General features: G+C 65.4%; 21 protein-coding genes. 9 read left to right on the top strand and 12 right to left on the bottom strand.

Annotation, left to right across the window (positions count from 1 at the left end; translation table 11 throughout):
* Positions 1 to 51: 51 nt before the first annotated feature.
* The 10 genes from BLW48_RS26990 to BLW48_RS27035 all read right to left on the bottom strand — a co-directional run bounded on the left by BLW48_RS26990 (position 52) and on the right by BLW48_RS27035 (position 7,791).
* Entirely contained in the window at positions 52 to 471 is a 420-nt protein-coding gene (locus BLW48_RS26990) for a F0F1 ATP synthase subunit epsilon (RefSeq protein ID WP_093057730.1), read from the bottom strand.
* A gap of 18 nt (positions 472 to 489) precedes the next feature.
* Entirely contained in the window at positions 490 to 1,890 is a 1,401-nt protein-coding gene (atpD, locus tag BLW48_RS26995; RefSeq protein ID WP_093057731.1) for a F0F1 ATP synthase subunit beta, read from the bottom strand.
* A gap of 137 nt (positions 1,891 to 2,027) precedes the next feature.
* Positions 2,028 to 2,408, bottom strand: coding sequence for a hypothetical protein (locus tag BLW48_RS27000; RefSeq protein WP_093178517.1), 381 nt, complete (start codon positions 2,406 to 2,408; stop codon positions 2,028 to 2,030).
* Between the two features lie 90 nt (positions 2,409 to 2,498).
* Positions 2,499 to 3,374: a F0F1 ATP synthase subunit gamma gene (atpG, locus tag BLW48_RS27005; protein WP_093057733.1), complete on the bottom strand. Its 876-nt coding sequence runs from the start codon at positions 3,372 to 3,374 to the stop codon at positions 2,499 to 2,501.
* Positions 3,375 to 3,407: 33 nt separating this feature from the next.
* Positions 3,408 to 4,961: a F0F1 ATP synthase subunit alpha gene (atpA, locus tag BLW48_RS27010; RefSeq protein ID WP_093057734.1), complete on the bottom strand. Its 1,554-nt coding sequence runs from the start codon at positions 4,959 to 4,961 to the stop codon at positions 3,408 to 3,410.
* Positions 4,962 to 5,009: 48 nt separating this feature from the next.
* Positions 5,010 to 5,540 (bottom strand): F0F1 ATP synthase subunit delta, encoded by a 531-nt coding sequence (locus BLW48_RS27015; RefSeq protein ID WP_093079045.1) that lies wholly within the window; start codon positions 5,538 to 5,540, stop codon positions 5,010 to 5,012.
* An 8-nt stretch (positions 5,541 to 5,548) separates the two neighbouring features.
* A complete protein-coding gene (locus tag BLW48_RS27020) occupies positions 5,549 to 6,019 on the bottom strand; it encodes a F0F1 ATP synthase subunit B (RefSeq protein ID WP_093057736.1) in 471 nt (156 codons plus the stop codon).
* 88 nt (positions 6,020 to 6,107) lie between these two features.
* Complete coding sequence (atpE, locus tag BLW48_RS27025; RefSeq protein ID WP_007830191.1) at positions 6,108 to 6,371, bottom strand: F0F1 ATP synthase subunit C; 264 nt, start codon at positions 6,369 to 6,371, stop codon at positions 6,108 to 6,110.
* A 60-nt stretch (positions 6,372 to 6,431) separates the two neighbouring features.
* Entirely contained in the window at positions 6,432 to 7,301 is an 870-nt protein-coding gene (gene atpB / locus BLW48_RS27030; RefSeq protein WP_093057737.1) for a F0F1 ATP synthase subunit A, read from the bottom strand.
* 4 nt (positions 7,302 to 7,305) lie between these two features.
* Positions 7,306 to 7,791 carry an ATP synthase subunit I gene (locus BLW48_RS27035; RefSeq protein WP_093057738.1) on the bottom strand — a complete coding sequence of 162 codons (486 nt, stop codon included), beginning with the start codon at positions 7,789 to 7,791 and terminating at the stop codon, positions 7,306 to 7,308.
* A 158-nt stretch (positions 7,792 to 7,949) separates the two neighbouring features.
* Between BLW48_RS27035 and BLW48_RS27040 the strand changes: the two genes are divergently transcribed.
* Genes BLW48_RS27040 through BLW48_RS27075 form a run of 8 tightly spaced genes read left to right on the top strand, consistent with a single transcriptional unit; the run spans position 7,950 to position 15,166 of the window.
* Complete coding sequence (locus BLW48_RS27040) at positions 7,950 to 8,843, top strand: D-amino acid aminotransferase (RefSeq protein ID WP_093079047.1); 894 nt, start codon at positions 7,950 to 7,952, stop codon at positions 8,841 to 8,843.
* Positions 8,840 to 9,148 carry a YbeD family protein gene (locus BLW48_RS27045; protein WP_093178518.1) on the top strand — a complete coding sequence of 103 codons (309 nt, stop codon included), beginning with the start codon at positions 8,840 to 8,842 and terminating at the stop codon, positions 9,146 to 9,148. The genes BLW48_RS27040 and BLW48_RS27045 overlap by 4 nt, the downstream gene beginning before the upstream one ends.
* Positions 9,149 to 9,179: 31 nt before the next feature.
* Complete coding sequence (gene lipB, locus BLW48_RS27050; RefSeq protein ID WP_093178520.1) at positions 9,180 to 9,875, top strand: lipoyl(octanoyl) transferase LipB; 696 nt, start codon at positions 9,180 to 9,182, stop codon at positions 9,873 to 9,875.
* A gap of 7 nt (positions 9,876 to 9,882) precedes the next feature.
* Positions 9,883 to 10,884: a lipoyl synthase gene (gene lipA, locus BLW48_RS27055; RefSeq protein ID WP_093178521.1), complete on the top strand. Its 1,002-nt coding sequence runs from the start codon at positions 9,883 to 9,885 to the stop codon at positions 10,882 to 10,884.
* A complete protein-coding gene (locus tag BLW48_RS27060; RefSeq protein WP_256330944.1) occupies positions 10,881 to 12,272 on the top strand; it encodes a glycosyltransferase family 4 protein in 1,392 nt (463 codons plus the stop codon). Before lipA ends, BLW48_RS27060 begins: the two co-directional genes overlap by 4 nt.
* Positions 12,269 to 13,045, top strand: coding sequence for a hypothetical protein (locus tag BLW48_RS27065; RefSeq protein ID WP_093178523.1), 777 nt, complete (start codon positions 12,269 to 12,271; stop codon positions 13,043 to 13,045). The genes BLW48_RS27060 and BLW48_RS27065 overlap by 4 nt, the downstream gene beginning before the upstream one ends.
* Positions 13,046 to 13,064: 19 nt before the next feature.
* Positions 13,065 to 14,033: a Gfo/Idh/MocA family protein gene (locus tag BLW48_RS27070; RefSeq protein ID WP_093178524.1), complete on the top strand. Its 969-nt coding sequence runs from the start codon at positions 13,065 to 13,067 to the stop codon at positions 14,031 to 14,033.
* A complete protein-coding gene (locus BLW48_RS27075) occupies positions 14,030 to 15,166 on the top strand; it encodes a DegT/DnrJ/EryC1/StrS family aminotransferase (RefSeq protein ID WP_093178526.1) in 1,137 nt (378 codons plus the stop codon). The genes BLW48_RS27070 and BLW48_RS27075 overlap by 4 nt, the downstream gene beginning before the upstream one ends.
* Before the next feature lie 18 nt (positions 15,167 to 15,184).
* Here the strand turns inward: BLW48_RS27075 and BLW48_RS27080 are convergent, their stop codons facing one another.
* Both BLW48_RS27080 and baeS read right to left on the bottom strand, forming a co-directional pair.
* Positions 15,185 to 15,889 (bottom strand): response regulator, encoded by a 705-nt coding sequence (locus BLW48_RS27080; RefSeq protein ID WP_256329533.1) that lies wholly within the window; start codon positions 15,887 to 15,889, stop codon positions 15,185 to 15,187.
* Entirely contained in the window at positions 15,886 to 17,271 is a 1,386-nt protein-coding gene (baeS, locus tag BLW48_RS27085) for a sensor histidine kinase efflux regulator BaeS (RefSeq protein ID WP_093178574.1), read from the bottom strand. The genes BLW48_RS27080 and baeS overlap by 4 nt, the downstream gene beginning before the upstream one ends.
* A gap of 138 nt (positions 17,272 to 17,409) precedes the next feature.
* Here baeS and BLW48_RS27090 point away from each other — a divergent pair, with 138 nt between their 5' ends.
* Complete coding sequence (locus tag BLW48_RS27090; protein WP_093178575.1) at positions 17,410 to 18,600, top strand: efflux RND transporter periplasmic adaptor subunit; 1,191 nt, start codon at positions 17,410 to 17,412, stop codon at positions 18,598 to 18,600.
* Positions 18,601 to 18,608 lie beyond the last annotated feature (8 nt).

The raw sequence follows: 18,608 nt of genomic DNA on the forward strand, positions 1-18,608 counted from the left end.
CAAAAAAGCCGCCCGAAGGCGGCTTCTTGTCGGAGCAATCGGGAAGACCGATTACTTCTTCTGGCGGTACTTGCGCAGGGCGGCGATCTGGGCGGCCATCACGGCCAGCTCTGACTGAGCCATCGCGATGTCGATGTCGCTCTTCGCGTTCTTCAGCGCTTCCTCGGCGGCGGCCTTGGCTTGGTTGGCCTTCTCGTCATCGAGGTCCTTGCCGCGGATCGCGGTGTCGGACAGCACGGTGACGGCGTTGGGCTGCACTTCGAGAATGCCGCCGGCCACGAAGACGAACTCTTCCTTGCCGTCGGCCGTTTCAATGCGCACGGCGCCGGGGCGGATGCGCGTGATCAGCGGAGTGTGGCGCGGATAGATGCCGAGCTCACCGGCTTCACCGGGCAGCGCGACGAACCTGGCTTCACCCGAGAAGATCGACTCTTCCGCGCTGACCACGTCGACGTGAATGGTGTTTGCCATCTGAGTTCCTATGCCGCCTTAAGCGACCTTCTTGGCTTTTTCGAACGCTTCGTCGATGGTGCCCACCATGTAGAACGCTTGTTCCGGCAGGTGGTCGGCTTCGCCGTTCACGATCATCTTGAAACCACGGATGGTTTCGGCCAGCGGCACGTACTTGCCGGGCGAGCCCGTGAACACTTCGGCCACGTGGAACGGCTGCGACAGGAAACGCTGGATCTTCCGGGCACGGGCCACGGCCAGCTTGTCGTCGGGAGCCAGTTCGTCCATGCCCAGAATGGCGATGATGTCGCGCAGTTCCTTGTAGCGCTGCAGCGTGCCTTGCACGGCGCGGGCCACGTTGTAGTGCTCTTCGCCGACCACGTTCGGGTCGAGCTGGCGCGAGGTCGAGTCCAGCGGGTCCACGGCGGGGTAGATACCGAGCGAGGCGATGTCGCGCGACAGCACCACGGTCGAGTCCAAGTGAGCGAAGGTGGTGGCGGGCGACGGGTCGGTCAAGTCGTCGGCGGGGACGTACACGGCCTGGATCGAGGTGATCGAGCCGACCTTGGTCGACGTGATCCGCTCTTGCAGGCGGCCCATTTCTTCTGCCAGCGTCGGCTGGTAGCCCACGGCGGAAGGCATGCGGCCCAGCAGAGCCGACACTTCGGTACCGGCCAGCGTGTAGCGGTAGATGTTGTCCACGAAGAACAGAACGTCACGGCCTTCGTCGCGGAACGACTCGGCGATGGTCAGGCCGGTCAGCGCCACGCGCAGACGATTGCCCGGGGGTTCGTTCATCTGGCCGTAGACCATGGCCACCTTCGAGTCCTCGAGCTTCTCGAGGTTCACGACGCCGGAGTCGGCCATCTCGTGATAGAAGTCGTTGCCTTCGCGGGTACGTTCACCCACACCGGCGAACACCGACAGACCCGAGTGAGCCTTGGCGATGTTGTTGATGAGTTCCATCATGTTCACGGTCTTGCCCACGCCGGCGCCGCCGAACAGGCCCACCTTGCCGCCCTTGGCGAACGGGCACACCAGGTCGATCACCTTGATGCCGGTTTCCAGCAGGTCTTGCGAGGGCGACAGTTCGTCGTACGCGGGAGCCTTGCGGTGGATGGAAGCGGTGAGCTCCTGGCCCACTTCGCCGCGCTCGTCGATCGGACGGCCGAGCACGTCCATGATGCGGCCGAGCGTGGCCTTGCCGACCGGCACGGTGATGGGTGCACCGGTGTTGGTCACGATCAGGCCGCGGCGCAGGCCGTCGGACGAGCCCAGTGCAATGGTGCGCACCACGCCGTCGCCGAGCAGCTGCTGAACTTCGAGGGTCAGCCCGCCGCCTTCGAATTTCAAGGCGTCGTACACCTTGGGCATCTGGTCACGCGGGAACTCCACGTCGACCACGGCGCCGATACATTGGACAATTTTTCCTTCAGCCATGGCGTTTCCTTCTGGATGGATCTCAATAAATTTGCGACAGGTTCTTGCAGAAGCGTCCTGGTGCCAAAACGGGCCGCTTTTGCAAGAATGCCGGACGGGCCGGCACCCTTGAATCTCTACTTCTTCTCGTCAGTTCATCAGCACTTCATGGCCGTCGCTTGCGCAGCGAAAGCGTCCGAAGCAGCCTTGCAGGCCTGACCCAACGCGGCCTTGTCGGCGCCCATCGAAGCCCAGGTGGCTTTCGTCTGGTCGAGACTGGCCTTCATCGCGTCAGCAGCGGCGCCGCTTTGCGAACCCACGCAGGTCTGCACCTTGGCCAGGTAGTCGTTGCACTCCTGCGGCAGGTCGGCGGCCGATGCCGTCGGGGCTGCAGCGGGAGCAGCCGGCGCTGCTGCGGGAGCGGGGGCAGGAGCCGGAGCGGCGGGTGCAGCAGCGGGAGCCGGTGCAGGCGCCTCTTCCTTCTTGGAGCAAGCAGTCAGAGCGGCAGCAATAGCCACCAGAGCAAGAATCTTCTTCATTTTGCGCAGAGTCCCCTTAAATAAAGGCCTTGGGTTACCGGGCGCGCAGAGCGCATCCGATCAGCAACGCGGCCTGTTGCATTGCCTCAATCAAACGCCTGCGGCCGCGGCCGCGCCGGACACGATTTCGGACAGCTCTTTGGTGATGCCTGCCTGACGGGTCTTGTTGTAGACCAGCTTCAGTTCGCTGATCACGTTACCCGCGTTGTCGGTCGCAGCCTTCATGGCCACCATGCGCGCCGAGTGCTCGGACGCCATGTTTTCGGCCACGGCCTGGTACACCAGCGATTCCACGTAGCGCACCAGCAGCTCGTCGATCACGCTTTGCGCGTCGGGTTCGTAGATGTAGTCCCACGAATGATGGCCCGACTCGGTTTGCAGCGTCTCGGCCTTCAGCGGCAGCAGTTGCTCCACCATCGGCTCTTGCTTGATGGTGTTGATGAACTTCGTGTAGCACAGGTACACCGCCGACAGCTTGCCTTCGGCATAGGCGTCCAGCAGCGTCTTGACCGGCCCGATGAGCTTGTCCAGATGCGGCGTGTCGCCCAGCTGCGTCACATGGGCCACCACGCGGGCGCCGATGCGGTTCAGGAAACCCAGACCCTTGTTGCCGATGGCGACCGACTCGACCACGTTGCCCGCTGCCTGCGCTTCGCGCAGCTTGCCGGTGACGGCGCGCAGCAGGTTGGTGTTCAAGCCGCCGCACAGGCCCTTGTCGCTGGTCACGATGATGAAGCCGACGCCCTTGGCATCGGTCGTCTTCATGAACGCGTGGGTGTACTCCGGGTTCGCCTTGCCGAGGTTGGCTGCGATGTTGCGGATCTTTTCGCTGTAGGGGCGAGCGGCGCGCATGCGTTCCTGCGCCTTGCGCATCTTGGAAACCGAGACCATTTCCATGGCCTTGGTGATCTTCTTGGTGTTTTCCACCGATTTGATCTTGCCGCGGATTTCCTTACCAGCTGCCATGAGAGCTCCTTCTTGCGTCGATCAAGGGGTCGATCAGGCGAACGACTTCTTGAACGCGGTGACGGCTGCCAGCAATTCGGCTTCCGCTTCCTTGTCGAGCGCCTTGGCCTTCTCGATCTTGTCGAGCAGCGGGGCGTGGCTGGACTTCAGGAACTGGTGCAGGCCATGTTCGAACGGCAGCACCTTCTTGATTTCGAGGTCGTCCATGAAGCCCTTGTTCACGGCGAACAGCGACGCGCCCATCAGCGAGATCGGCAGCGGGCTGTACTGTGCCTGCTTCAGCAGTTCGGTCACGCGGGCACCGCGGTCGAGCTGCTTGCGGGTGGCTTCGTCCAGGTCGGAAGCAAACTGCGCGAACGCAGCCAGTTCACGGTACTGCGCCAGGTCGGTACGGATACCGCCGGACAGGCCCTTGATGATCTTCGTCTGAGCCGACGAACCCACGCGCGACACCGAGATACCGGCGTTGATGGCGGGGCGGATACCTGCGTTGAACAGGTTGGTTTCCAGGAAGATCTGGCCGTCGGTGATCGAGATCACGTTGGTCGGCACGAAAGCGGACACGTCGCCGGCTTGCGTTTCGATGATCGGCAGTGCGGTCAGCGAACCGGTCTTGCCCTTGACTTCACCCTTGGTGAAGGCTTCGACGTAGTCGGCGTTCACGCGGGCTGCGCGCTCGAGCAGACGGCTGTGGAGATAGAACACGTCGCCGGGGTAGGCTTCGCGGCCCGGCGGGCGGCGCAGCAGCAGCGAGACCTGGCGGTAGGCAACGGCCTGCTTGGACAGGTCGTCATAGACGATCAGGGCGTCTTCGCCGCGGTCGCGGAAGTACTCGCCCATCGTGCAGCCCGAGTAGGCCGACACGTACTGCATGGCAGCCGATTCCGAAGCGGAAGCCGCAACCACGATCGTGTAGTCCATGGCACCGGCTTGTTCCAGTGCGCGCACCACGTTCTTGATCGACGAAGCCTTCTGGCCGATCGCAACGTAGACGCAGGTCATGTTCTGACCCTTCTGGTTGATGATCGCGTCGATGGCCACTGCCGTCTTGCCGGTCTGGCGGTCGCCGATGATCAGCTCACGCTGGCCACGGCCGACGGGCACCATCGAGTCGATGGACTTCAGGCCGGTCTGCATCGGCTGGTCGACCGACTTGCGGGCGATCACGCCCGGTGCGACCTTTTCGATCACGTCGGTCATCTTGGCGTTGATCGGACCCTTGCCGTCGATCGGCTGGCCCAGTGCGTTCACCACGCGGCCGATGAGCTCGGGGCCCACGGGCACTTCCAGGATGCGGCCCGTGCACTTGACGGTGTCGCCTTCGGAGATGTGCTCGTACTCGCCCAGAATCACGGCGCCGACCGAGTCGCGCTCGAGGTTCAGCGCCAGGCCGAACGACGGCGTGCCGTCTGCCGTGGGCGGGAATTCGAGCATTTCGCCCTGCATCGCGTCGGACAGGCCATGCACGCGCACGATGCCGTCCGTCACCGACACCACGGTGCCTTCGTTACGGATGTTGGCGCTGACCCCGAGGCCCTCGATGCGGCTCTTGATCAGTTCGGAAATTTCTGCGGGATTGAGTTGCATGACTCTTTCCTTCTTTCTTTGAGGCTACAAGTAGAGGGCTGGAAACCGTCAGGCTGCCAGCGCAACTTTCATTTGTTCAAGGCGCGCTTTGACGGAGGTGTCGAGCACCTCGTCGCCGACCACCACACGAATGCCGCCGATCAGTTCCGGCTCTTGCTGGACCGTGACCTGGAGCTTGCGACCGAAACGCTTTTCGAGCGCGGCCGACACATTGGCCAGCGCAGCGCCGTCGATCGGGAAGGCGCTGTAGACCACGGCGTCGGACGAACCGCTCTTCGCGTTGGCCAGTGCCCGGAACTGCTTCGCAATTTCCGGCAGCACCGAAAAGCGCCCGTTCTCGAGGAGCGCACCCAGGAAGTTCTGGGCATGAGCGGCCAACGGTGCACCGAATGCACCGGCGACCACGCCGATCACCTGTTCGGCCGTGGCCTTCGGGTTGTCGGCGAACTGCTGGAGCTCCGGATTGGCCGCGATGGCGGCAATCTTTTCGAGCCAGGCGCTGGTTCCGGCGACGTCGGACGACGACGCCTTGAAGAGCGCCTCGGCGTAGGGGCGTGCAATGGTGGCGAGTTCTGCCATGGCTTCTATCAGAGTTCGGTCTGCAGACGGGCGAGCAAATCGGCGTGAACGCCTGCATTCACTTCCTTGCGCAGAATCTGCTCTGCGCCCTTGACGGCCAGTGCGGCAACCTGCTCGCGCAGTGCTTCACGGGCCTTCAGTGCCTGCTGGTCGGCTTCGACGCGTGCGGCTGCAACGATCTTGTTGCCTTCCTCGGTCGCGCGGGCCTTGGCCTCTTCAACGATGGCCTGGGCGCGACGTTCGGCGTCGGCAAGACGTTGTGCGGACTCGTTGCGTGCCTGACCCAGCTCGGCTTCCACGCGCTTGTTGGCGGCGGACAGCTCGGACTTGGCCTTGTCGGCAGCAGCGAGGCCTTCGGCGATCTTCGCAGCGCGGTCGTCCAGCGCTTTCGCGATCGGCGGCCACACGTACTTCATCGTGAACCCGACCAGGATCAGGAACACGATCATCTGAACGATCAGGGTACCGGTAATGCTCACTTTTCACCCTCTCTTTGGGATTGAATCGAAGCCATTCGCTAGACGCCAGAGGACTAGGGAACGACGACGCAGGTCCGACGAGAAAGACTTACTTCGGCAGGTTGGCGATCTGAGCCAGGAACGGGTTGGCCGTTGCGAACCACAGAGCGATACCGGTGCCGATAATGAAAGCGGCGTCGATCAGACCAGCCAGCAGGAACATCTTGGTTTGAAGTTCACCCATGAGTTCAGGCTGACGTGCGGCCGACTCGAGGTACTTGCTGCCCATGATGCCGATGCCGATACATGCGCCCACAGCGCCCAGACCGATGATCAGGCCGGCGGCCAGTGCAACAAAGCTAATAACTTCCATGATGACTCCTAGAGGACTTTGGTTGAAGAGAAAACAAAAAACAGAAACGAAAACTGATGATCAGTGGTGATCGTGGGCCTGGCCGATGTAGACCAGCGTCAGCATCATGAACACGAAGGCTTGCAGCGTGATGATCAGGATGTGGAAGATGGCCCAGGCCGTGCCCGCGATGATGTGGCCGATGGCCAGGCCGATGCCGGTGGCCGACATGGACCAGGCACCGCCCATCAGGGCGATCAGCAGGAAGATCAGTTCACCGGCGTACATGTTGCCGAACAACCGCATGCCGTGCGAGACCGTCTTGGCGACGAACTCGATCATCTGCATGGCGAAGTTGAAGGGGTACAGCGCCCAGTGGTTGCCGAAGGGTGCGGTGAACAGCTCGTGGATCCAGCCGCCGGCGCCCTTGATCTTGATGTTGTAGTAGATACAGATCAGCAGCACTGCCACCGACATGCCCATGGTCACCGAGAGGTCGGCGGTGGGCACGACGCGCAGGTAGGCGTGGTGCGGGTCTTCGCCGGCGATGTGGAAGATCTTGGCCCAGATTGCCGGGAACAAATCGACCGGAAACAGGTCCATTGCGTTCAGCAGGAAGATCCACACGAAGATCGTGAGGGCCAGCGGTGCGACGAACTTGCGGCTCGTGGCGTTGTGGACGATGCCCTTGGCCTGCTGGTCGACCATTTCGACGAGCAGTTCGACAGCCGCTTGAAAACGGCCGGGAACACCCGAAGTGGCCTTGCGGGCAGCCAGCCAGAGCAGCCAGCAACCCAGGATGCCGAGCGTGATCGAGAAGAAGAGCGAGTCGAAATTGAAAACCGAGAAGTCAGCAACACCTCCGGGCTTGGAGCTTTGCAGGTGCGTCAAGTGGTGAACGATGTATTCACCCGCGGTCTGACCATGTTCCGCAGCGTTTTCAGCAGCCATTCCGTTACTCGTCTCTCTGTTGCCGGCGCCGGGGCGAGAACATCACCGCCAACCAGGCCGCCTTCATTGTCACCACCAGGCCGATCAGCATTGCTGGCCAGCTCAGCGCCGTTATCAGCCTTGGCGCGGCGATCAGCATCGCCACGGACAAGGCCATCTTGACCATTTCCCACAGGAAGAATCCGAACACCGCAGTGCCCGGATTCAAGGAAGAAAACCGACCGGTCAGCCCGCGTGCGAAAACCGCCGATGGAACAACCACCGCGATCGCACCGTAAGCGGCGGACCAACCCAGATTTTGCCTCCCCGTCAGTCCCCAGGCGGCCAGAGCCACCACCAGACCGACAACCAACTGACCCGCGATCACCCGCCATGGGGAGACCGAAGGGTTCTTTGCTCGCAGTTCACGCGCCTCATCGGCGGTCAACGGCTTGAATTCTGCATCGAGGTCTTCAGCGACCTCCGAGTCTTGACGGGCGATTGTTTTCATTTCGAATGAAGCCCGGATGACGACCCAGAATTTCTACAAAGCCATTGATTATAAGTAAAAACCCAGCCGGTCCCGCCACCCCGCGCTGTCGCGCATGCAAATCGACGCTGCATTCCCTGACGCGAACCCGACGCGGCGCACACAACCATAATTCCTTCATGCACCCTATCACCGACGCCCTGCCTGCCACGCTTTGTTACCTCGACGGCGAGTACACCGCCCTGCGCGACGCGAAGATCAGCGTCCTCGACCGTGGCTTCATTTTCGGCGACGGCATCTACGAATACGTCCCCGTCTACTTCGGCCAGCCCTTCTGCTTCGAGGAGCACATGGCCCGCCTCGACCGCTCGCTCGCCGAGCTGCAAATAGAGAACCCGCTTTCGCTCGAGCAATGGCGCGAGATCGTGATGCGGCTGGTCGAGCCCGGCGGCGACGAACCCCAGTCAGTGTACTTTCAGGTGACGCGCGGCGTGGCACCACGCGACCACGCGATGGTGCGCGGCCTGCGCCCGACGGTGTTCGTGATGGTGAACCCGCTGCCACCCATCTCCGACGCCATCCGCGCCAAGGGCGTGGCCTGCGTCACCGCGGCCGACTTCCGCTGGCAGAAGGCCCACATCAAGAGCACCAGCCTGCTGGGCGCCGTGCTCGCGCGGCAGATCAGCGTGGAAGCCGGTGCGGCCGAGACCATCATGTTTCGCGACGAATGGCTCAGCGAAGCCTCGTCGAGCAATGTGTGGATCGTGAAGGACGGCAAGCTGATGGGCCCGCCCAAGAACAACCTCGTGCTGACCGGCATCCGCTACAGCCTGTTCGAACGCCTGTGCAAGGCGCACGGCATTCCCTTTGCGCTGCGCCCCATCTCGCGCGAAGAGGTGTTCGCCGCCGACGAGCTGCTGATCTCCTCGGCCAGCAAGGAGCTGCTGCCCGTCGTCACGCTCGACGGCCAACCTATTGGCAACGGCCGCCCCGGCCCCATCTACAAGAGCTTGTACGCGGCCTACCAGCAGGCCAAGCAACACAACGCACAGAAGCACGGAGCCCTGGCATGACCGACAACGCGACCACCACCGACACCAACGCGATCCCCGACCCGCGCAAGGAGTCGCTGATCGAGTACCCCTCGCAGTTTCCGATCAAGGTGATGGGCGCCAAGGTCGACGGCTTCGTGCATGCCGTCACGCAGATCGCCGAGCAATTCGACCCGACCTTCGACGCCACCACCGTCGAGCTGCGCGACAGCAAGGCCGGCAACTACCTCGGCGTGACCATCACCGTCACGGCCACCAGCCGCGAACAGCTCGACGACCTGTATCGCGCGCTGTCCGCGCACCCGATGGTCAAGGTCGTGCTTTGACCCACAAGCGGCCCGCGCGGCGGACCATGCCATGACAGACACCGCCACCGTCCCCGCCATCGAGCTGCACCCTCTGGGCCGCGTCGACTACGCCGATACCTTCGCAGCAATGAAGCAGTTCACGCTGGAACGCACGCCCGACACACCCGATGCGCTATGGATTTGCGAGCACGCTCCGGTGTTCACGCAAGGCATCGCGGGCAAGCAGGACCACATCCTGAACCCTGGCGCGATCCCCATCGTGCAGACCGACCGCGGTGGCCAGGTCACCTTCCATGGCCCCGGCCAGGTCGTGGCCTACCCGCTGATCGACCTGCGCCGGGCGGGCTACTTCGTCAAGGAATACGTCTACCGCATCGAGGAATCGGTGCTGCGCACGCTCGCCCATTTCGGCGTGACCGGCCACCGCGTGTCCGGCGCGCCGGGCATCTACGTGCGCCTGGACGACCCGTTCTCGCACGCCGCGCTGACCGGCCCGATGCCCGCCGCCGACCCGTTCCGCGGCCTCGGAAAGATCGCCGCGCTGGGCATCAAGGTGAGCCGCCACGCCACCTACCACGGCGTGGCGCTCAACGTACAGATGGACCTCGAACCCTTCTCCCGCATCAACCCTTGCGGCTATGCAGGGCTGCAAACGGTCGACCTTTCTACAATCGGCATCCAAACCACATGGGAAGAAGCCGCCACGGTGCTGAGCCAGAAGCTCTCCACTTTCCTGGCGCCTTGACACACCAATGAGCACCACAGAAGTCGTCCGCGACGCCCAGAGCGCCGAAAACTACAACCCCCTGGCCAAGCAGAAAGCGGCGGCCAAGCTCTCGCGCATTCCCGTCAAGGTGGTGCAGACCGGCGAAGTGCTCAAGAAGCCCGAGTGGATCCGCGTCAAGGCCGGCAGCCCCACCACGCGCTTCTACGAAATCAAGCAGATCCTGCGCGAGAGCAACCTGCACACCGTCTGCGAAGAGGCTTCGTGCCCGAACATCGGCGAATGCTTCGGCAACGGCACCGCCACCTTCATGATCATGGGCGACAAGTGCACGCGCCGCTGCCCGTTCTGCGACGTGGGCCACGGCCGCCCCGACCCGCTCGACAAGGACGAGCCGCTCAACCTCGCCAAGACCATCGCCAAGCTGCGCCTGAAGTACGTGGTGATCACCAGTGTCGACCGCGACGACCTGCGCGACGGCGGCAGCCAGCACTTCGTCGACTGCATCAAGAACATCCGCGAGCTCTCGCCGATGACGCAGATCGAGATCCTGGTGCCCGACTTCCGCGGCCGCGACGACCGCGCCCTCGAGATCCTCAAGGCCGCCCCGCCGGACGTGATGAACCACAACCTCGAAACCGCGCCGCGCCTCTACAAGGAAGCGCGCCCCGGCAGCGACTACCAGTTCAGCCTGAACCTGCTGAAGAAGTTCAAGGCGCTCCACCCCAACGTGCCGACCAAGAGCGGCATCATGGTCGGCCTGGGCGAGACCGACGAAGAAATCCTGCAGGTCATGCGCGACATGCGCGCCCACGACATCGACATGCTGACCATCGGCCAGTACCTGTCGCCGTCGGGCTCGCACCTGCCGGTGCGCCGCTACGTGCACCCCGACACCTTCAAGATGTTCGAGGAAGAGGCCTACAAGATGGGCTTCAGCCATGCGGCGGTGGGCGCGATGGTGCGGTCCAGCTATCACGCAGACCAGCAGGCAGGACACGTTCTGGCCGGCGCCCCGTCGCTCGATTGAACAACGACACGGCGACGGCCCCCACACCGGACGCGCCGCAGTCCGGCAAGCCCCTGCACATCCTGCTGGCGATGTGCTACCTGCTGCATCGCACAGGCGCCGAAATGTTCACCCGCGACCTGGCGATGTGGCTGCGCCGTCGCGGACACGCCGTCACCATCTTCGCGACGGCCTTCGGCGACATGGCGAACGAATTGCGCTTCGCCTCCATCGCCTGCGTCACCGATCTGGCCGACATGGCTGCGCGGCCGGACGTGATCGTCGGCAACACGCACCACGAGACGGTTCGCGCGCTGCTGCATTTCCACGACGTGCCGGTCCTCACGATATGCCATGACCGCAGCGACGATCACGGGCGCCCGGCGCAGTTCGCACAGGTCGTGTGCCATGTGGCCGTCGACGAGAACTGCGCGCAGCGCCTGGTGCACGAGTTCGGCATCGCGCGCGAGCGCATCGAGCTGATCCAGAACGGTGTCGACCTTTCGCGCTTTCCCCGGCGCGGCGACCTGCCGGCGCAGCCCCGCACGGCGCTGGTCTTCAGCAACTACGCCTCGCACAACGCGCAGCTGGAGGAAATCCGCGCCGCCTGCGTGCAGCGCGGACTGTCGCTGGACGTGATCGGCAGCGGCACCGGCAACCACCTGCCCGACCCGGCGGAGGCGCTCGGCCGCTACGACATCGTCTTCGGCAAGGGCCGCTGCGCCACCGAGGCGCTGTGTACCGGCAACGCGGTGGTGGTGCTCGACCCGGTGTGGGGCATGGCCGAGATGGTGACGGCTGCAACCGTGGCCCATGCACGGCACTGGAATTTCGGCCGGGCGCTGCTGATCCGGCCGATCACGCGGGAGAGCGTGGGCGCCGAACTCGACCGCTATGACGCCGGGGATGCGGGCAAGGCCGGCGAATGGATGCGCGCGCATGGCAGCCTCGACGCCACGCTCGGCGCGCTCGAGAGCTGCGTGCAGCGCATGGTCCGGCAACATCCGGTGATCGAGGTTCCAGCGAACCAGCGCGCGGACGAGATGTCCCGCTACATGCAGGACTGGATCCGGCGCGGCAGCCCTTCGGCGGCACACTTGACCATTGCGTCTCTGCATCAGCACGTCGCAGGCCTTCAGCAGTCCTTCAACGACCATCAGCGCATGTATCAGGACCGGATCGACGCGCTGCATGCAGAGGCACTGCGCCAGTCGGAGCATGCGACACAGTCGAACGCCGATTGCAATGCACGGCTGGCCGGAGCCGAGCAGCAGGTCCGGCAGGCGCGCGCCGAACTCGCCCTGCTCCAGGCGCAGTTGCGCGAGGTCTATGCCAGTCACTCATGGCGTGTGACCGGTCCGCTGCGCCGTATCTCGACCCTTGTCCGCCCGGGCGGCCCAAGCGCATGAAGCCGCTGGTGATCGCCGCCCATTCGGGCCACGAACTGCTGCTGTGGAAGTGGCTGCGCAACGAGCGGCCGGACTTCGTGGTGCTGACCAACGGCGCCGGGTCAACCGGTGTGCCGCGGCTCGAGCCGACGATCGACAACCTGGCGCAAGCTGGTGCCAACTGGATTCCAGCCGTTGTGCAGCCGGTCGCCGATGCCGACATCTACCGGGCGCTGCTCGAAGGCGACACGCGCTTGTTCACACAGTGGGTCGGTGCCTTGACGACGCACGTCGTCGAACAAGGCATTGACTGCATAGTCGCCGACGAAGCGGAGGACTACAACCCGTCGCACGACCTGTGTCGCCTGCTGGCCAACCAGGTCGCCGCGCACGCCGCAGCGCGCGGCTGCGAGGTCGTCTCGCTCGGCTATCCCACCGTGGGCCATCCCAGCCCGTCGGCGCGGCTGGCTTCCGAGCGCCATGTCATGGTGGAACTCGACGAGCACGAGCTGCAGGCCAAGCTGGACGACATGCACGGCTATGCGCGCAGCTTCGGCGGCCAGCTGGAGCGGGAGCTGGCGGGCTTCATCGCCGAGTTCGGCGTCCAGGCCTATGGGCGGGAATGCCTCTTCGTCGCACAGCCCACGCGCTACGAACTGGCGGAAGCGCCTGCAACCAAGCCCTCTTTCGAAATCATCGGCGAAGAACGCGTTGCCGCCGGTGTCTACAAGCACGTCATCCGCGGCGCTCACCTGCAGACCGTGGCCGACCGGCTGCGCGACGCAATGAGCTGACACAGCCATCGACGCCGCGATGTCCTTCACGACGCCTGCCATCGACGACGACAGCGCGGCCATCGTCGCCGACCCCATCGCCACCTTCGCGGTTCCGCTCCCGCTCGACGCTCCGCTGGCCCATGCAGTCGTGGGCCTCGGCCGCTTCGGCTGCGTCCATGCCCGAAAGCTCCTCGCCCTGAGCGGCTTCCACCTGCGTGCCCTGGTGGATTGCTCGTCGTCGGCCCGCGCTGCCAGCGAACTCGCAGCGCTGCCGCTATTGCAAAGCCTGGACGATCTGCCGTCGGGCATCGCGTCGGTCACAGTCGCCACCAGCGACGACGCGCACGCCGAAGTCGCGATGGCATTGATGCGGCGCGGCTGCCACGTGCTGGTCGAGAAGCCGCTTTGCATCGACCGGCACGAAGGCGCCCTGATGATCCACACCGCCCGGCAATGCGGCGTCACCCTGAGCACCGGGCACATCGAGCGCTTCAACCCGGTGTTCGACGAAGCCGTGCTAATCCGGCTTCGGAACGCGGCGGCAAGCCACAGCAGGGGCCAGCAGGGCCGGCGTCCCTTCATGCGGTTTCGCCGCTATTCGACCCGCGTCGCCACGGCCAGGGACAGCGTACTGGACCTGATGGTGCACGACATCGACCTGTTCGCCTGGCTGTGCGCAATTCCCGTGGAAGCACCGCTGGAAGTGCTCGCGCGGCACATCGGCGAACAAAGCATCCGCGCCCGAGTGCGGCTGGGTGCCCTGATCGCCGAATTCGAGAGCGGCTACGGCAGCATGCCGGCCAGCGCCCGGTTGCATGTGTGCGACGGCCACCGTGAGCAGTTGCTGGATCTGCGCCGTTCGACAGCGACGACGACCGGCGACGATGCCCTGGCACGGCAGTACCAGGGCTTCCGGCGCGCCATCCTGGGTCAGGCCAGCCGCGTCGCGTCGGGTGCCGACGGCCTTGTGGCTGTCACCCGGGCCTGCCAGATACTGCACGCATGAAAATCCCGCTGTTCCGGCCGGCGGCTTCCGCCGAACCGATGGCGACGCGCCTGGCCCAGGCCCTCGCCGCCGTGCTGCGCAGCGGCACGTACATCCTCGGGCCGCAGGTCCAGGCTCTGGAGGCGCGGCTGTCGGCGCTGCTGCATGGCCGCGAGACCGTGGCCGTGGGGTCGGGTTCCGAAGCGCTTTTGCTGGCCTTCAAGAGCCTCGGCATCGGAAGCGCGGGCGGAGGGGACGCGCTGGACGAGGTCCTGATGCCCACCTACACCTTCGTCGCGTGCGCGGAAGCAGTGCTCGGCGCCGGCGCGCGGCCGGTCTTCGTCGACAGTGCGCCAGGCAACTTCCTGCCAACGCTTGCGCATTTCCGCAATGCCCGAACGCCCCGGACCCGCGCGATCCTCGCGGTCGGCCTCTTCGGCGACCCGAGCGGCCTGCCCGAGCTGGCCGCCTACTGCCGCGACGAAAAACTGCTGCTGGTCGAGGACGTGGCCCAGTGCCTCGGTGCCCGGGCCAGTGACGGCATCGCGGCGGGCAACGCCGGCACCTGGGGCGATGCCGCGGCAATGAGCTTCTATCCGACCAAGACTCTCGGTGCCGCCGGCGACGCCGGTGCACTGGCCTTCAGGGACCCGCTCCACGCCAGCAAGGCCCGCCTGTTGCGCAACCACGGCTACCACGACGGCCAGCACCACTGCCTCGGGCACAACAGCCGCATGGACGAACTGCAGGCCTGCCTGCTCAATGCCGCCCTGGACGATTTCCCGGACCACATCGCGCGACGGCGTGCCATCGCCGCACGCTACCTGGCGGCCTGGGCGGACTTGCCGATTCGCTTGCCGCCAGACTCGCCCGGCCACGCGTGGAACTACTTCGTCGTCCGGCTGCCTGGCCCGCGCGAACGCGAAACCTTTGCGGCCCGGCTGGCCGCATCCGGCATCGCCACCCGCATCTACTACGAGCAGCCGCTGCACCGGCACGAGGCACTCCAGCCCTGGCACGGCAACGGCGCCCTGCCGCACAGCGAGACGCTGGCCGGCTGTTCGCTCGCGTTGCCGCTCTACCCGATGCTCGACGACGAGGAAATCGAGTACATCATCGGTGCCGTGCGGCGAGCTGCTGCGACTGGCGCGTGATACGGGCGAACGCGGCGATCAAGGCAAGTCGAGCCGGTACCCCACTCCATAGATCGACCGTATCAACTCCTGCCCCCGGCTCGCCGCGTCGAGCTTGCGGCGCAGGTTCTTTACATGGCTGTCCACCGCCCGATCGGTCACCGCGCGCTGGTCTGCATGCACATGGTCGAGCAGCTTGTCGCGCGACAGCACGCGGCCCCGAGCATCGGCCAGCGCCTTCAGCAGGCGGAACTCGATCGGCGTGAGCCCCAGCGGGGTGCCGTGCAGCGTCGCCTTGTACGTCTGCTCGTCGATCTGCAGGGGCGATGCCTCGCGCGACGCATAGCCGCTGCGGCGCAGCAGCGCCTTCACGCGCGCCACCACCTCGCGCGGACTGAATGGCGTCTTGCAGATGTAGTCGTCAGCGCCGATCTCGAGGCCCATCAGGCGGTCGGCCTCCTCGACGCGCGCCGTGAGCATGATGACGGGCACCTCGCTGAACAACCGCAGCTCGCGGCACACGCTCATGCCGTCCTGTCCGGGCAGCATCAGGTCGAGCAGCACAAGGTCCGGCCGGCGAGCCTTCACGGAGGGCACAACCTCCAGCCCGTTGGCGATCCATTGCGAGGTGTAGCCCGAGGCCTGGAGGTAGTCGGCGAGCAGCGCCGCCATGCGCGGCTCGTCCTCGACGATCAGGATGTGCGCGGACGAAGAAGAAGCAGTTGCCATGATCGTGTCGTTCATTGCGGTAGCCGCACCGCAATCCACAGCCCGCCCAGCGGTGAAGCCTTGGCCTCGATGGTGCCGCCATGCGCTTCGACGATGCTGCGGCAGATGGCAAGGCCGAGCCCCGCGCCGCCACTGGCCCGGTTGCGCGAACCCTCGCCGCGGAAAAAGCGCTCGAACAGGCGCGGCAGCAGCGCCGCGTCGACGCCCGGCGCCGAATCCATGAGATCGATCGCGATCTGGTTGTCGGCCTCGCGCGCCTCGATGCGCAGCACGCCGCCCGCGTCGGTATAGCGGCAGGCGTTGAGCACGAGGTTGCTGAAGAGCTGCTGCATGCGCCGCTCGTCGGCGAACATCATCAGCGGCTGCGCGGGCAGCACCAGCTCCAGTCGCAGGCCAGCCGAAGCCAGCCTCTCGCGGAACGAATCCACGCTCAGCTCCAGCAGCTCGCGCAGGTTGATGTCGGCCTTGCGGTACGCGAGTGCGCCCACGTCCGCCATCGACAGGTCGTACAGGTCGGTCACCAGCTTGTTGAGCATGCCCACTTCGTGCTGCAGCGAGCGCACGGCCTGCGCGTCGAGGCGGCGCACGCCGTCTTCCATCGCCTCCAGCTCGCCGTGCAGCACGCCCAGCGGCGTGCGCAGTTCGTGCGACACGTCGGCCATGAACTCGCGGCGCATCCGCTCGTTGCGCTGCAGGGTGAAGGCCAGCGAATTGAAGTCGCGCGCCAGTTGCCCCACCTCATCGTGCGATGCCACCGCCACGCGGCTCGCGTAGTCGCCCGATGTCAGTCGGTGCGTGGCCACCGCCACGCGCTTGACGGGCGCGAGCAGCACCCGAGCGATCCACCATGCGATGCCCGCGGCCAGCAGCACGCACAGGCTGCCGATGACCCAGCTCGCGCGCAGCTGGTTTTTCTGGAAGCGCTGGTCGCCGGCCTCACTCACGCTCTGGAACGGCATCATCGCGACCCAGCCCACGGTCTTGCCGTCGACCACCACGGCGCGTTCAATGGCACCCTTGCGAATCTCCCTGAAGCCCACGATCACCTTCCTGTCCGTATCGAGCAGCGCGATGCGCAGCACGGCGCCCGTCAGGTCGGACACCAGCGCCGGGGTGCGCCCCGGCTCGAAGCGCTCGCCCGAGGCTGTAGGCGCGGGCCGCATGATCTCGAACCAGGGGCGGGGGTCGTCTCGCAGGAAGTCCCAGCTGCCGTTCTGCCGGTAGGCCGCAACGGCGTTCGGCAGCACGGAGTCGAGCCGCTCCACGCCCTGCTCGTTGAGGTAGCCGACAAAGCCGCGCTCGAAGTTCCAGCGCGAGGCGGCGCCCATCGCGACCACGGCCAGCACGGCGGTGGCCAGCACGGCGAGAAAGAGCTTGGTGGTGATGCTGATCTTCATGAAGGGCCACAAGATAAGCCAGATGAGGCCCGCGCGGTGCATTCAGCGCCCATGGCCGTGCATGCCGCAGGGACCTCCACATTCGCTCCACATTCACTGAAGACCATGGATTCCAAACCCAATTGGAATCTTCTGAACATGTCTTCCCGCTTCATCCGCACCGGCCTCGCGTGCGCCCTGGCCTTCGGCCTGCTGGGCGCGATCGCGGGATGCTCCGGCTCCTCTTCCGCACCGCCCCAGCTCCCCGCCGCGCAAGTCGGCGTGGTCACCATCCAGCCCGAGAACCAGCCGATCACCACCGAGCTGTCGGGCCGCACCCGCGCCCGCCTGAGCGCCGAGATCCGCCCGCAGGTCGGCGGCATCGTGCAGCAGCGCCTGTTCGAAGAAGGTGCGCTGGTCAAGGCCGGGCAGGTGCTCTACCAGCTCGACCCCGCCAGCTACAAGGCGTCCTACGCCAGCGCGCAGGCCAGCGTCGCCAAGGCCGAGGCCACGGTCAACTCTGCGAAGGTCACCGCGCGCCGCAATGCCGAACTCGCGAAGATCGACGCCGTCAGCCAGCAGACCAACGACGACAGCCAGGCCACGCTGCAGCAGGCCGAGGCCGAACTCGGCGTGGCCCGCGCCTCGCTCGACACGGCGCGCATCAACCTCGGCTTCACACGTATCACCGCGCCGATCGCTGGGCGCATCGAGGCCTCGACGGTCACGCCGGGCGCGCTGGTCACGGCCAGCCAGACCACCGCGCTCACCACCGTGCAGCAGCTCGACCCGATCCATGTCGACGTGACGCAATCGACCACCGATCTGCTGCGGCTGCAGCGCGAACTGGCGGCCGGCACGCTCAAGAGCAGCAGCGACAAGAGCGAAGCCTCCGTGAAGCTGCTGCTGGAAGACGGCACGGTCTACGCCCACGCCGGGCGCCTGCAGTTCGCGAGCGTCACCGTCAGCGAAGGCACGGGCGCGGTCACGCTACGCATCCTGGTGCCGAACCCCGAACGCACGCTGCTGCCCGGCATGTACGTGCGCGCAGTGCTCGAAGAGGGCGTGGCCGAACGGGCGCTGCTGGTGCAGCAGCAGGGGGTGACGCGCACGGCCAGCGGCGATGCATCGGCACTGGTGGTCACTGCCGACAACAAGGTCGAGAAGCGCGCGCTGAAGGTGTCGCGCGCTGTCGGCAACCGCTGGCAGGTGACCGACGGGCTGAAGGCGGGCGAGCGCGTGATCGTCGAGGGCTCGCTCAAAGTCAAAGTGGGCGACACAGTGAAACCCGTGACCGCCGACACCACCGCAACGGTGGCCAGCGCGGCAAGCGCCGGCACCAGCCGCTGAGGAAGCAA

The sequence above is a fragment of the Variovorax sp. YR266 genome, from assembly GCF_900107295.1.
GTDB lineage: Bacteria > Pseudomonadota > Gammaproteobacteria > Burkholderiales > Burkholderiaceae_C > Variovorax.

Excerpts from the sequence above, each read along its gene's own strand:
- BLW48_RS27080 (WP_256329533.1), bottom strand. The coding sequence starts at position 15,889 with ATGAACGACACGATCATGGCAACTGCTTCTTCTTCGTCCGCGCACATC.
- BLW48_RS27045 (WP_093178518.1), top strand. The coding sequence starts at position 8,840 with ATGACCGACAACGCGACCACCACCGACACCAACGCGATCCCCGACCCG.
- atpA (WP_093057734.1), bottom strand. The coding sequence starts at position 4,961 with ATGCAACTCAATCCCGCAGAAATTTCCGAACTGATCAAGAGCCGCATC.
- BLW48_RS27035 (WP_093057738.1), bottom strand. The coding sequence starts at position 7,791 with ATGAAAACAATCGCCCGTCAAGACTCGGAGGTCGCTGAAGACCTCGAT.
- atpD (WP_093057731.1), bottom strand. The coding sequence starts at position 1,890 with ATGGCTGAAGGAAAAATTGTCCAATGTATCGGCGCCGTGGTCGACGTG.
- BLW48_RS27070 (WP_093178524.1), top strand. The coding sequence starts at position 13,065 with ATGTCCTTCACGACGCCTGCCATCGACGACGACAGCGCGGCCATCGTC.
- baeS (WP_093178574.1), bottom strand. The coding sequence starts at position 17,271 with ATGAAGATCAGCATCACCACCAAGCTCTTTCTCGCCGTGCTGGCCACC.
- BLW48_RS27075 (WP_093178526.1), top strand. The coding sequence starts at position 14,030 with ATGAAAATCCCGCTGTTCCGGCCGGCGGCTTCCGCCGAACCGATGGCG.
- BLW48_RS27000 (WP_093178517.1), bottom strand. The coding sequence starts at position 2,408 with ATGAAGAAGATTCTTGCTCTGGTGGCTATTGCTGCCGCTCTGACTGCT.
- atpE (WP_007830191.1), bottom strand. The coding sequence starts at position 6,371 with ATGGAAGTTATTAGCTTTGTTGCACTGGCCGCCGGCCTGATCATCGGT.
- lipA (WP_093178521.1), top strand. The coding sequence starts at position 9,883 with ATGAGCACCACAGAAGTCGTCCGCGACGCCCAGAGCGCCGAAAACTAC.
- atpB (WP_093057737.1), bottom strand. The coding sequence starts at position 7,301 with ATGGCTGCTGAAAACGCTGCGGAACATGGTCAGACCGCGGGTGAATAC.
- BLW48_RS27065 (WP_093178523.1), top strand. The coding sequence starts at position 12,269 with ATGAAGCCGCTGGTGATCGCCGCCCATTCGGGCCACGAACTGCTGCTG.
- lipB (WP_093178520.1), top strand. The coding sequence starts at position 9,180 with ATGACAGACACCGCCACCGTCCCCGCCATCGAGCTGCACCCTCTGGGC.
- BLW48_RS27015 (WP_093079045.1), bottom strand. The coding sequence starts at position 5,540 with ATGGCAGAACTCGCCACCATTGCACGCCCCTACGCCGAGGCGCTCTTC.
- BLW48_RS27090 (WP_093178575.1), top strand. The coding sequence starts at position 17,410 with ATGTCTTCCCGCTTCATCCGCACCGGCCTCGCGTGCGCCCTGGCCTTC.
- BLW48_RS27040 (WP_093079047.1), top strand. The coding sequence starts at position 7,950 with ATGCACCCTATCACCGACGCCCTGCCTGCCACGCTTTGTTACCTCGAC.
- BLW48_RS26990 (WP_093057730.1), bottom strand. The coding sequence starts at position 471 with ATGGCAAACACCATTCACGTCGACGTGGTCAGCGCGGAAGAGTCGATC.
- atpG (WP_093057733.1), bottom strand. The coding sequence starts at position 3,374 with ATGGCAGCTGGTAAGGAAATCCGCGGCAAGATCAAATCGGTGGAAAAC.